This window comes from Streptomyces sp. NPDC054783 (assembly GCF_053611725.1).
This window is the reverse complement of sequence record NZ_JBSHAY010000006.1, coordinates 109,306-122,085: the sequence shown is the minus strand read 5'-3', so window position 1 is coordinate 122,085 and position 12,780 is coordinate 109,306. Positions and strand designations below refer to the sequence as shown.

9 protein-coding genes are annotated in these 12,780 nt (G+C 73.7%); 6 read left to right on the top strand and 3 right to left on the bottom strand.

From position 1 onward, the window contains the following. Positions 1 to 3: 3 nt before the first annotated feature. From ACWGJ5_RS13685 to ACWGJ5_RS13660, 6 genes are all read left to right on the top strand, one after another. Positions 4 to 1,491 carry a glycoside hydrolase family 3 protein gene (locus tag ACWGJ5_RS13685; RefSeq protein WP_453309928.1) on the top strand — a complete coding sequence of 496 codons (1,488 nt, stop codon included), beginning with the start codon at positions 4 to 6 and terminating at the stop codon, positions 1,489 to 1,491. Positions 1,492 to 1,598: 107 nt separating this feature from the next. After that, positions 1,599 to 2,633, top strand: a complete 1,035-nt coding sequence (locus ACWGJ5_RS13680) for a phytanoyl-CoA dioxygenase family protein (protein WP_453309927.1) — start codon at positions 1,599 to 1,601, stop codon at positions 2,631 to 2,633. Beyond that, positions 2,630 to 3,913, top strand: a complete 1,284-nt coding sequence (locus ACWGJ5_RS13675) for a DUF6271 family protein (protein WP_453309926.1) — start codon at positions 2,630 to 2,632, stop codon at positions 3,911 to 3,913. The genes ACWGJ5_RS13680 and ACWGJ5_RS13675 overlap by 4 nt, the downstream gene beginning before the upstream one ends. A 32-nt stretch (positions 3,914 to 3,945) precedes the next feature. Further along, complete coding sequence (locus ACWGJ5_RS13670) at positions 3,946 to 5,178, top strand: type III PLP-dependent enzyme (protein WP_453309925.1); 1,233 nt, start codon at positions 3,946 to 3,948, stop codon at positions 5,176 to 5,178. 1 nt (position 5,179) lies between these two features. Continuing rightward, positions 5,180 to 5,683 (top strand): GNAT family N-acetyltransferase, encoded by a 504-nt coding sequence (locus tag ACWGJ5_RS13665; protein ID WP_453309924.1) that lies wholly within the window; start codon positions 5,180 to 5,182, stop codon positions 5,681 to 5,683. After that, entirely contained in the window at positions 5,683 to 6,876 is a 1,194-nt protein-coding gene (locus tag ACWGJ5_RS13660; protein ID WP_453309923.1) for an MFS transporter, read from the top strand. Before ACWGJ5_RS13665 ends, ACWGJ5_RS13660 begins: the two co-directional genes overlap by 1 nt. Positions 6,877 to 6,914: 38 nt before the next feature. Here ACWGJ5_RS13660 and ACWGJ5_RS13655 read toward each other — a convergent pair whose 3' ends face one another. Genes ACWGJ5_RS13655 through ACWGJ5_RS13645 form a run of 3 tightly spaced genes read right to left on the bottom strand, consistent with a single transcriptional unit; the run spans position 6,915 to position 12,769 of the window. Continuing rightward, positions 6,915 to 7,805 (bottom strand): hypothetical protein, encoded by an 891-nt coding sequence (locus ACWGJ5_RS13655; RefSeq protein ID WP_453309922.1) that lies wholly within the window; start codon positions 7,803 to 7,805, stop codon positions 6,915 to 6,917. Then, on the bottom strand, positions 7,802 to 9,154 hold the full coding sequence (locus ACWGJ5_RS13650) for a CHAT domain-containing protein (protein ID WP_453309921.1): 1,353 nt from the start codon (positions 9,152 to 9,154) through the stop codon (positions 7,802 to 7,804). Before ACWGJ5_RS13650 ends, ACWGJ5_RS13655 begins: the two co-directional genes overlap by 4 nt. 3 nt (positions 9,155 to 9,157) lie before the next feature. Beyond that, positions 9,158 to 12,769 (bottom strand): tetratricopeptide repeat protein, encoded by a 3,612-nt coding sequence (locus ACWGJ5_RS13645; RefSeq protein WP_453309920.1) that lies wholly within the window; start codon positions 12,767 to 12,769, stop codon positions 9,158 to 9,160. Positions 12,770 to 12,780 lie beyond the last annotated feature (11 nt).

Sequence of the window (12,780 nt, the reverse complement as noted above, 5' to 3'; positions counted from 1 at the left end):
CCGATGACCACACTCGCCACCGGCCCTGACACCCTCACCCGGGACGCCCTCGCGGTGCTGCAGCCGGGGTTCTACGGCACCACCGCGCCCGACTGGGTGCGCCGCCGCCTCGGTGAGGGCCTCGCCTCCGTCGCCCTGTTCGGCCGCAACGTCGTCACCGAGGGCCAGGTCACCGCCCTCACCGCCCAGTTGCGTGCCGAGCGGGACGATCTGCTCGTCGCGATCGACGAGGAGAGCGGCGACGTCACCCGCCTCGACGTACGCACCGGCTCCTCCTTCCCCGGCAACCACGCCCTCGGCGCCGTCGACGACCCCGTCCTCACCCGGTCCGTCTCCCGCGAGCTGGGCCGGCGCCTGGCCGCCTGCGGCGTCAACTTCGACTGGGCGCCGTCCGCCGACGTCAACGCCAACCCCGACAACCCCGTCATCGGCGTCCGCTCCTTCGGCGCGAGCACCGACCTGGTCGCCCGGCACACCGCCGCCTGGGTCGAGGGACTGCAGTCCACCGGCGTCGCCGCCTGCACCAAGCACTTCCCCGGCCACGGCGACACCAACGTCGACTCCCACCACGCCGTACCCCGCATCGACGTCGACGCCGACACCCTCTACGCCCGCGAGCTGCCCCCGTTCCGCGCGGCCATCGCCGCCGGCACCCGCGCCATCATGAGCGCGCACATCCTCGTGCCCGCGCTCGACCCGGACCGCCCCGGCACCCTCTCCCGCCGCATCCTCACCGAACTGCTGCGCGGCGAACTCGGCTACCAGGGCCTGATCGTCACCGACGGCATGGAGATGCGCGCGATCTCCGGTACCTACGGCCTGGAGCACGGCGTGGTCCTGGCGATCGCGGCCGGCGCCGACGCCATCTGCGTGGGCGGCGGGCTGTGCGACGAGGACACCGTGCTCAGGCTCAGGGACGCGCTCGTGGCCGCCGTACGCTCCGGCGAACTGCCCGAGGAACGGCTCGCCGACGCCGCCGCCCGGGTGCGGGACCTGGCCCGGTGGACGGCCAAGGCCCGCAGCGGCGCGGCGGACACCGAGCCGAACCCGGAGATCGGCCTGGTCGCGGCCCGCCGCGCGCTCACCGTGACCCGCGCGGGCACCGCCGCACCCGTCACCGCACCGGTGTACGTCGCCCAGTTCGAGCCGGCCCGCAACATCGCCGTCGGCGACCAGACCCCGTGGGGCGTGGCCGCCGAGCTGGAGCGGCTGCTGCCCGGCACCGCCTCCGCCTCCTTCACCGGCGACGACGCGGGCAGCGCGGCCCTCGCCGCCGCCGACGGCCGGCGGATCGTCGCCGTGGTCCGTGACGAACACCGGCACGACTGGATGCGCTCCGCGCTCGACACCCTGCTCGCCGCCCGCCCGGACACCGTCGTCGTGGAAATGGGCCTGCCCCAGGCCGCCCCGCGCGGCGCCGTGCACATCGCCACCTACGGCGCCGCCCGGGTCTGCGGTGTGGCGGCGGCCGAGGCCGTCGCAGCGGGCTGAACCCGCTTGCCTCACCGGCCGCCCGCCGACGCGGGCGGCCCGCTCGATCTTGCTCTTTTCCCGGATCCCCACCGCTGTTGCTCACACGTGTTGTCCAGAGGAATCGCATGCAGACGCCCCACCCCTTCCTCCACCGGTCGGCCTCCACCCGCCCCTACTTCAGCGCCGACGGCGAGACCTACCTCGCCCCGACCCCACTGCGCCACATCGAGAAGTCCCAGCCCCTCAGGGTCCTCTCCGCAGAGGACTTCGCCTTCTGGCAGACCTACGGCTACGTCGTCGTCCGCGAGGCCATCACCCCCGGCGAGGCCAAGCAACTCCTCGATCTCGCCTGGGAGTTCACCGGTCTCGACCCCGACGACCCCGAAACCTGGTACAGGGAACCCCCGTTCCGCTCCGAACTCGACCAGCACCTGTTCATCTACGGCTTCGTCGAGGCCTACCACCACCAGCTCATCTGGGACAGCCGCCAGACCAGGCGGGTCTACGACGCGTTCGTGGACGTCTGGGACTGCGAGGAGCTGTGGGTCACCCTGGACCGGCTCAACCTCAACCCGCCCAACATACGCACCCGTTCCCGCTCCCTGATCGAGCCCACCGACGAGGGCTTCGACATCGAACTGCACTGGGACGTCGACACCACCCTCGCCGTCCTCCCGCAACGCGTCCAGGGCATCATCGCCCTGGGCGACACCCGGCCCGAACTCGGCGGCTTCCAGTGCGCCCCCGAGCTCTTCCGCCGCCTCGAGGAGTGGCGCGTGGCCCAGCCGCCCGGCCGCGACCCGGTCCGGCCCGGCACCGACCGCGCCGAGTTCCCGGTGATCCGCCCCGACCTCCAGGCCGGAGACCTGCTCATCTTCAACGGGCTGCTGGCGCACGGCGTGGCACCGAACCTCTCTGACAACGCTGTCCGAGCCGTCCAGTACCTGTCGATGATGCCCGCCCTGGAGGAGCACACCACCCTGCGCGACTCCCGCGTCCACTCCTGGCGCACGCTCGCGACCCCCGACTGGAACGCCACCCTCCTCGGCGACGCCCGCCGGCCGGAGGCCGACCGCTACGGACCCGCCACGCTCAACCCGCTCGGCAGAAGGCTGCTCGGACTGGACTCCTGGGCCGCCGCCGTGGAAGAGGCGCAGTGAACCGGATCTGTCTCTGCCTGCCCACCAACCGGGCCTGCTCCGCCACCCTCACCGCCGTTCACCGGGAAGCCGCCCACGCGGCCGAGCGCTTCGGCGCCGACGTCCAGCTGCTGATCCTCGACTCTTCCGACGCCCGCGCCGAACACGCCCGGGTCGTCGCCGGACTCCGCCCGGTACCCGGCGTCACCGTCCACCACCTCGACGAGGAGACCCAGCGCGCCTTCCTGCGCCGGACGATCGAGCGAGCCGGGGCGGCGGAGCCCGACCGCCTCCTGCACCTCATGCTCCCGCCCGCGGTCTCCTATGGCGCCTGCACCAACCGGGCCTTCCTGCTGGCCGCCGCCCTCGGCTGCGACTCGCTGCACCGCAGGGACTCCGACAGCGCCTACCAACTCCACGCGGGGCAGCCGGTGTTCCCCGTCCACCACGAGCTGCCCTGGCTGGGCAGCCCCGCCGCCGAGGCCACGACCTCCGTCACCCGCACCGACCTCGCCCCGGCGCTGCTGGCCCGCCCCGTGTCACTGGTGGGCGCCTCCTTCATCGGCGAACTCTCCGTCGACATCGGGGAGATACGGCGCCTGGACGAGGGCGTTTACCACGACGTCGTCAGCCTCTGGGCGCCCGGCGACTGGCCCGAGGAACGCAAACGGCACCTGGTCGAGGAGTCCTTCACCGGCGCGGGCACGGCACCCTTCACCGGCGACCGGGCGACCCTCACGGTGGTCGACCCCATGCGCGTCGACATGTGCAACATCGCCTTCGACCGCGCGGTCTACGAACGCATCCCGCTCCCACCCGCCACCGACACCATCGGCAGCGACTACTTCCTGCTCCATGTGGTCCACGGCGCCGCCCTGCCCGGCATCCTGCACAACCGCCACATCGAGAACTTCCACACCCCCGAACGCCGCACCGACACCGGCTTCCCGGCCTACCAGCACCGGTTCGTGAAGTTCCTCCTCTCGATGCTCCACTTCCACCACGTCTACGACCGTATGGCGGACGAGGGCGCCGGTCTGCTGGACGAACGGCATCAGGTACGGGCCGACCGGATCGTGCGGTTCCTGCGGGAGAGCACCGACCTGGACCGCGCGGAGAACGTCTGGCGACTGGACCGGGTGGACACGGCCTATCGCAAGCTCGGCGGTCGTTACGCCACGTTTGCCGACCAACTGGCCGACGGGCGCGGCCGGTTACTGGACGAGGCCGAGTCGGACATCGAGGACTACGCATACCTGGTCGAAGCCTGGCCGGCACTGATAGAGACGGCCCGCACATGAGCGCCCCAAAGGGGCGCGGGGCCCTGTCTGACATGCGGCTGACGCCGCGTGGGCGCGATCAATCACGAGGGACCCGCACAAGACCACTCAGCGAACCCCTCGCCACCAGACTCGCCGCAGCCGAAACCGACCGCATCATCTACGACCTCGTCGGCATAGAGCACCAATTCGACGCCCTGCTGCAAGAGTTGCCCGGAATCGACATCCGTTTCGCACTCAAGGCCTGCCCCGTCGACGAGGTCCTGCACAGCCTCGCGGACCGCGGCGCAGGTTTCGACGCAGCGAGCCCCGCCGAAATCACCCAAGCCCTCCACGCCGGCGCACCGCCGAGCCGTATCCACTACGGCAACACCATCAAGTCCGACCAGGACATCGCCGAAGCCCACCGCCTCGGTGTCCGCACATTCGCCACAGACAGCATCGAGGACGTCACGGCCATCGCCCAACACGCTCCGGACACACGGGTGTTCTGCCGCCTGACCACCGGAGGCGCCGGCGCCCTGTGGGGCCTGAACCGCAAGTTCGGCTGCGCCCCCGACGACGCCGTCCGCGTGCTGGAGACGGCCCGCGAGGCCGGACTCACCCCGGCCGGCCTGTCCGTGCACGTCGGCTCCCAGCAGATGACCGGCGAGGCCTGGCAGCAGGCCCTCGACACCCTCGCCGGGACCCTGACGGCGCTGGCCGGGCGGGGGATCGTACCCGACCACGTCAACCTCGGCGGCGGTCTGCCCGCGCTCGGCTACCAGGACCGTCACGGCAACCCCCTCGACCCGCCCCTGGACAAGATCTTCACCGTGCTCCGCGAGGGCATGGACCGGCTGCGCGACCTCACCTCCGCCCCGCTCGACTTCGTCATGGAACCGGGCCGCCACCTGGTCGCCGACCACGGCGCCGTCCGCGCCCACGTCTCCCGGCTGACCCGCCGCAGGCAGCCGGACGGCACCGACGCCCACTGGCTCTACCTGAGCTGCGGAAAGTTCAACGGCCTCTATGAAATGGACCAGTTGACGCACCGGATGGTGTTCCCGGGCCACCACGGGAGACCGGAGCACGTCTCCGCGATCGTCGCCGGCCCCACCTGCGACAGCGACGACGCCTACGGCGAAGGCCGGCACCCGGTGCGCGTGCCGGCGTCGGTCACCTCCGGCGACCCGGTCTGGATCCTCTCCGCCGGCGCCTACGCCACCAGCTACATGACCCAGGGCTTCAACGGCATCCGCCCGCTGCCCTGCGTGTGCATCCGGGGCCAGGAAGGACAGCACTGACATGACACACCCGATACGCGGCATCACCGAGGCCGACTGGCCCGAGGTCGTGGCCCTGGAAGCGGAGGCGTACGCGGACACCGCGCTCACGGAGGGGGAGGCCGCGCTGCGCTCCCGGGCCTCGGCGGGCACCTGCCTCGTCCTGGACCTCGACGGCCGGATCGCGGGCTATGCACTGGCCCTGCCGTACCCGAGGTTCCGCTGCCCCGACCTGACCCGCGCCGAGCAGACGGCCCACTGCTCCACCAACCTGCACCTGCACGATCTCGTCATCACCGCGCCCCTGCGCCGCAGGGGGCTCGGCAGCCGTATGGCCCGCCATCTGACGGACGTCGCCCGCACCCGCGGTTTCCGGACCATGTCCCTGATCGCGGTCGCCGGCAAGGAATCCTTCTGGCGGGCCAACGGCTACCGCGCCCACCGCGAGGCCCACGTCCCGGCCGGGTACGGCAGCGGCGCGGTGTACATGTCGGCGCAGGTCGCCGCCGTGCGGAAGGCGAGCTGATGCCCACACCCTCCTTCCAGCGCGCCAAGTGGTCCATCGCGGCGCTGTTCTGCTTCCTCGGCTTCCAGTACGGCACCTGGGTCTCCCGGCTGCCCGCGCTCAAGACCCGGCTGGACCTGGGCGCAGGGGAGGTGGGCCTGCTGCTGATGGTCTGCGGGGCCGGTGCGGCGGCCTCCTTCCCACTGGTCGCCCTCCTGATGCGCCGCCTCGGCTCCCGGCGGCTGTCCCTGGCGTCCGCCCTGTGCCTGGTGGCCGTACTGGCCGCCCTGTCCGCCGTACCGAACTACCCGCTCGCCCTCCTGGCCGTCTGCGCCGACGGAGTCGCGGTCGGCTGCCTCAACGTCGCCATGAACGCGCAGGGCGCCGCGCTGGAGAAGGCCTACGACCGCACCGCCATGTCCCAGCTGCACGCCACGTTCAGCGCCGGTCTGCTCACCGCTGCCCTGCTGACCTCGGGCGTGACCACGCTGACCGGGTCGGTGCCGGCCCATTTCACCGTGGCCGGAGCCCTGTTGCTGCTCCTGCTCGCCGGTGCACGCTCCGGGCTCCTCACCCATACGGAACCGGCAAAGCCGGGCGGGCCGAAGCGGAGCCGCCGCCCGGCCCTCCCCTCCTGGACGACCCTGCTGTTGGGCTGCGCCATGGCCTTCGGCACCATCACCGAGGGCGCGATGAACGACTGGTCGACGCTCTACCTGAAGGATGTCGTCAAGGCCTCTGCGTCCGTGGCGCCGCTGGGCATCGCGGTCGTCTCCGTGATGATGCTGCTGGCCCGCCTGCGCGCGGACCGCTGGCGCGGTCGCTGGGGCGACGGCCGGGTGGTGCGGGCCGGCAGCGCCGTGGCCGCCGCCGGTCTGGCCCTCGCCCTGCTCACCGGCGGGCTGGTCCCGACCCTCCTCGGCTTCGCCTGCGTCGGCCTCGGCGCGGCCGCCGTCACCCCGTGCGTCTACGTCGCGGCCGCCGGCCACGGCTCCGACGCCCTGGCCCTGGTCGCAGCGATGGGCACCACCGGGCTGCTGGCCGGCCCGGCACTGATCGGCTTCGTCGCAAGCAGCACGAGCCTCACCCTCGGCATGGCGACCGTCGCCGCGTCGGCCCTGATCGTGACGCTGACCGCGTTCCGGATCCCCTGGCCCGACCGCACCCCGGCACCCACGGCCGGGACTCCGCTCCCGGCACCCGAGAACGCATAGCGCGTCGCCCCACCGGGGGCATCCCACAGCAGGCCACATCACCTGGACATCGCGGCCAGGCTCAGCATGAGGTGCGCGGACTCCGGGCGGGCGAAGTCGGAGTGCGCTCCGGCCGGGGCCATCCGGGTCCGTACGCCGCCGCGGAAGAGGCGGCTGGCGTCCACGTTGACCAGTCGGTGGTCCAGGGCGACCGTCGGGTACCGCTCGTCCACGTCGAGCAGCCGGGCGTGGAACTGGGGGACCGGGGCCACGCCCGCGCCCGAGTGGCCGATGCCCGCCGTTCCCTCCGCGCGCAGATGCCAGAACCCCGTCGCACGGTCCCAGCGGGAGTGGGTGAGCACCAGCGGGCCGCGCAGCGGGGCGCCGGGCCGGCCGGCGGAGGGAAACAGCGAGGGGAACAGGCGGACGAAGGCGTCGCGCGGTGCCGCCATCTGGAACACCAGCATGCTGTCGGCGGTGAAGGGCCGGCCGGGCACCCGGGGCGAGCTCCAGCCCAGCACCCGCGGCCCGCCGGGAGACCCCGCCCACTGCACCGCCTCGCACAGGAAACGCCCCCCGAAGGAATGCCCCACCAGGTGCAGATACTGCCCGTTGCGGTTGGTGAGCACCGCCGGTGAGGCGGGATCCGGGCGTGCCGCGTCGAGATAGCCCAGTAGATGGGCCAGCACATGGGGAGCCTGCCCCCGGCCCGCCGCGCTCATCGCATGGGCCCGGTCGCGGATACGGCGGTAGCCGCCCAGCGAGGGCAGGCTGGAGGACGGCCAGCGAACCACCACCCCCCACGGCCGGTACCCCTTCTCCAGCCCGGGGTACAAGTCGGGCCGCGCGGTGTGCAGTTCGCGGGCCAGGCCGAGCAGGGCCGAGGCGCGGCGTACGGCGGCGGGCGGCGCGGTCTGCCAGCCGTGGACGTACACGTAGAGGTCCGTCACCTCGTCCGGGACGCGGAGGTGTCGTGCGAGGTGCTCCGCGACCCGGTCGCCTGGGACGGTATGACCGCTGCCGGGCGCGCGGAGCCGTCCCTGCTCGTCGAGGTCAACGGTGGTGAGGTGCACGGTGGGGTCTCCAGACGGCTGTCGATGCCGCAGTGCAGCGAGTACGTCAGGGCGAGCGGGTTGTGCAGGGTGTCGCGGAAGTGGTGGACGAGCGCCCGGCTGATCTCCCCGGCGGTCTCCCGGCCCTGCAGATACCGGCTGAGGAACGCGTGCGCGTACTCGGCGGCGAACAGCTGCGGGATCGCGATCTGCGGGCCGAGCACACCGTGCGCGCCGTGCTCGATGAGGGCCTTGCCAAGGTACTCGCGGCCCGAGGAGCCCGCGGCCTGCCCCGAGTGGCAGGCGTTGAGCAGGACGAACGGGCGGAACTCCAGCCGGTCGCGGCCCCGGTGTTCGCTGCGGGCGAGGTGGACCGTGTGCGCGCTGATGGGCAGGGAGTCGGACAGCCGGATGACCAGGGTCGGCTGCGCCGCGTCCTGGCCGTCGAAGGCGCCGTGGCACCAGAAGTACATGAGGTCCTCGCCGAAGTCCGGCCGGTCGAGCGCCGCGAGCAGCTCCTCGGAGCGGCTGCGCACCACCAGCTCGGACCCGGCCGCCAGCAGCTGGTGCACGTCCGCCGAGCGGCCCACACCGTCGAGGGCCTTGTCGTGGTTGAGGCTGGTGACCGGCCGCGGCCGGGCGGGGCGCGGCTGCTGGAAACTGGGATAGGACGCCCCGGTCTGCTCGATCTGGTGCCGGTGGCCCAGGAAGGAGTTCCACGGGGAGCCGTCGGTGTGTACGGCGAACAGCGGCCAGGGCAGGAAGAGTTCGGAGTCGAAACTGACGCGCAGCCCGTCCCGGGCCAGCTCGCCGAACAGGAAGTCGCGGAAGTTCACCAGGTCGTGGTCCTCCCCGGCGAAGACGGTGTCCAGGACCAGGCGGCCCGCCTTGGCGAGGTGGGCGATCTCGTGGTCCACCGTGCCCGCGTGCCCCCGCAGGTCCGTGGCGTCCGCGAGCGGGTACGAGCAGGTGCCCGGATCCCAGCGGCCGACGATCCGCGACTGCCACTCGCCGCGCAGCCAGGCCGCCCACTCGCTGATCTCGGCCGGCGTCGCCTTGAGCGAGGCACGGTGGGTACGGGTGTACGGGGTGCGCCGGCCGGCCGTGAACGCCGTGACGGTCACCCTTCCGCGGTCCACCCACAGCGTGACGGTCAGGTCCAGCGGCTGACCGCCGTGGTCGCCGGGGGCCTCGGTGTAGTCGTGGCACGGGTTGTGCGTGATCTGCACGTCGACGTCCTGGGGCATGGCTCACCGCCTCCCGGCCGGCTCGGGCGCCGGCACCTTGAGACCGGCTTCCAGGGTCTGCAGCACCTTGCCGTGGAAGGCGTCGTACACGGTGAACCGCAGCCGGTGCGCTCCGGGTTGCAGTGCGGTGAAGGAGAACACGGCGGCCGCGGACCCGGCGGTGTGGTCGAGGACCGGCGGTTCGAGGACCGCTGCCGAACGGGACGCCGCGACCACCCGGACGTCCAGGGCCACGGCGGCCGCGGCCGGATCGACGGGCTCCAGCCGGAACTCGACGGCGCTGGGCGCCCCCACCCGCAGCACCTCGTCCGGCACGGTGATGCGGGGCCGCAGTGCCGGGCGCGGCCCGGCGGGTACCGGGGGACCGGGCTCCCGGGCGAAACCCGCAGCCACCAGCACGGCCAGATCGTCGTACGCCCGCCGGGTCTCCGGGTGCAGGCTCGCCAGGTCGAGTTCGGCACCGGTGGCCAGATGCTCGTCGAAGGGCACCTGGACCACGCCCCGGCAGCGGTGCGCGAAGTGGCTGACGATGCGGTCGCGCCGGACCCGTGAGGCGTCCTGCACCCCGGACAGCACGACCACTGCCTGCCGTGCCGCCTCCGCGTGTCCGTGATCGGCCAGCCACTCCAGGGTCCGGTCGGCGACGTCGGCACCGTCGACGGTCGGCGTGGTGACGACGACCAGCTGGTCGGCGAGGTCCAGCACCCCTCGCATGACGTCGTGCAGCAGCCCCGTGCCCGCATCGGTGACCACGATCGGATAGGTCCGGCACAGCGCCTGGACGACCTGCCGGTACCGCTCCGGCCCGAAGGGCGCGGCGGCCATCGGCCCGGCGTCACCCGCGAGGATGTCCAGTCCGTTCGGGCCGGGCGAGGTGAAACGGCGGACGTCCTCCGGCCGCCGCAGGGGCGGCAGCGCGGCGAGCAGGTCGCGGACCGTCGGGCCGGAGCCCTCCTCCGCCCCGGGCTCCCGGCGCACTCGCTTGCCGAGCGTCCCGCCGTCCGGGGCGGCGCCGAGCGCGACGACCCCGCCCCTGCGCACTTCGGCCAGGGTCGCGCCGAGCACGGCCGCCGTCGTGGTCTTGCCCGTGCCGCCCTTCAGGCTGATCACCGCGATCCGGTGGCAGCCGGTGAGCGGGGCGCGCAGCAGCTCGTCCGCGGCCCGCGCCCGCGCCGCGGCGGGCCGGCCCTTGCCGGTGATACGGCGCAACATCCGCCTGGGCCACGGCAGTTCACGTACCAGGCGCGCCGAGGTGAGGCCCGCGTCACCGGCTGGGGCGGCGCGGTGCGGGGCGCTCTCGTACCGGCCCGCCGGAGGTGCGGCCGGAGCCGGCGGCAGGGCCTCCGACGGCGGAGGCCAGGCGCCCGCGCCGGCCGTCGCCTCGGCCGCGCTGCGCCACTGGGCCAGCTGGTCCCGGGTGCCGAGCACGGCGGGGTTGTCCGGACCCAGCACCCGCACCATGTCGTCGAGCAGGCCCCCATAGGCGTCGGCGGCACCGGCCGCGTCCCCGGCCAGACCGCGCCAGAGGGCGACGTTGTGCCGGGTGAGCAGGGTGTCGTGGTGGTCGGGTCCGAGCACCCGCAGCCGGTCCTCCAGCAGGGCCGCGTACGAGGTCGCCGCACCGGCCCGGTCACCGGCCTCGCCCTGCCAGCGGGCCAGGTTGTCGCGGACGGTGAGCACGGAGAGATGGTCGGCGCCGAGCAGCCGTACCAGGTCGGACAGCAGCCCTTGGTAGACGGCCACTGCTCCGGCCGCGTCCCGCGAGGCGCCGTACGCCGCGGCGAGCCGGCCCCGCGCGGCCAGGGTGTCGGGGTGCTCCGCGCCGAACCGGCTGTTCAGCGTGGCGTGCAGCAGCTCCCAGAACGCCTTGGCGCCGTGCACGAATCCGGCGGCGAGCAGATTGCGGCCGGTCTGGAAGAACACGGGATGGCACTGGCTGCGCCACAACTCCTCCCCGCCGTGCTCGGCGAGGCTGCCGGCGCCCGCCCGCAGCGCCCCGCACAGCGCGGAGCCCGGCTCCACCGCCGACGCCGTCCGCCACGCGGCCCGCAACGCGTCGGCCGCCGCGCCGACCAGAGCGCCGTAATCCTCGGGCGGTACGGCCGCACGCACGACGGCCTGCAGCGCACCGCTCACCCGAACGGTCGTGTACGGAGCCTCGCCCTCGCACTCCACCAGGCGCAGCCGGCGCAGTGCCTCCAGGGCGTCAGCGGCGTCCGGGACACCCACCGGCTCCGCCCCCGAGGCGGGTGACGGCGTGCGCCGTCGGGCCAGATGGGCGAGCGCCGGGCGGCTGGTGAGCGCGGCGACCGGGACGCCGTAGGGGTCGAGCAGGGCGGCGAGTTCGAGCATCGGCCGCGCCAGTCCGCCGCAGCGGCGGTCGGCCAGCTCGACGGACAGCCACCAGCACGCGGTGAGGGGATCGGCACCGGCCCTGGTCCGTTGTGCGAGCCGGTCGCGGTAGTCGGCACAACTGAGCCCGGACTCCGTCAGCCAGGCCGCCGCCCGGGACAGGGCGAGCGGCAGGCGCCCCAGGTCGGTGGCGAGCGCGTCGACCTCCCTGAGCTGCACGTACCGGCCCTGGAAGGAGAGGTCCTCGGCCAGCCGGAGCAACGCCGTCTCGTGTGGGTACGGCCCGACGGGGATGCGGGTGCTGCCGAGCGGGAGCGGGACCCCGGGCCGGGCGGTGACCAGCATCCGTCCGCCCGGCCGCTCCGGCGGCCACAGACCGTGCAGATCCCCCGGGTCGGTCAGCCCGTCGAGCACCACCAGCCAGCGCCGGTCGGTCGCCCGCAGCCAGGCCAGGAAGGCCTGCGCGGCATGCTCCGGCTGCCCGGGATAGGCTCCGGCGACCGCCACGCCGGCCGCCGCGAAGTCGCAGACGACCGCGTTGCGGGAGGCGGCGGTCACCCACACCACCAGGTCGGCGTCCCCCTCGTGCCGCAGGCGCCGCACGAAGTGCGCGGCCAGCTGTGTCTTCCCGGTGCCCGCGTCGCCGACGAGCGCCCAGGGGGCGGGCGGTGCGTCGAACAGGGCACCGAGGGCGTCGGTCTCGGGCCGCTGCTGGAAGGCGAGCGCCACGGAGGGGGCGGTGCCGACGACTGCGGGCGGCGGGACGGGCGGGGTGGGCGGAACGGCGGCCGGCGGGGCAGGTGCGGACAGTGGGCCGGGCGGGTGGAGGGGAACGGCGGGCGGCGCCAGTCCGGCAGAGGGCGACGGCGCGAGGGGCGGCCCGGGGGCGGTGAGGTTCCCGGCGCTCGCGCCGAACGGCTCGGCCAGGGCGTACGCACCCGCGCACACCCTCACCAACCGACGTAACTCAGCGGCTAGTTGTCCCTGACGGCCGGACCGCTCGGCGTCCTCCAGCAGATCCTCGAAGCGGGTCTGCCAGGCCGCTTCCGCCTGGATGCGCAGCCGCGCGTCGCCGGGTGCTTCGAGCAGCGTGGCCAGGGTGCGCTCCAGCCGCTCCCACTGCGTTCGCTCGCGCTGCTGGTCGCCCTCACCGAGAAGGCGCGCCGCCCGGGCACGCACGGTCGGCCACATCTCGGTACCGGCGGCCCGGACCACGGCGGTTCCGGCCTCCGCTGCCAGTGCGAACAACGAGTTGTCCCGCATTCAGCGTATCC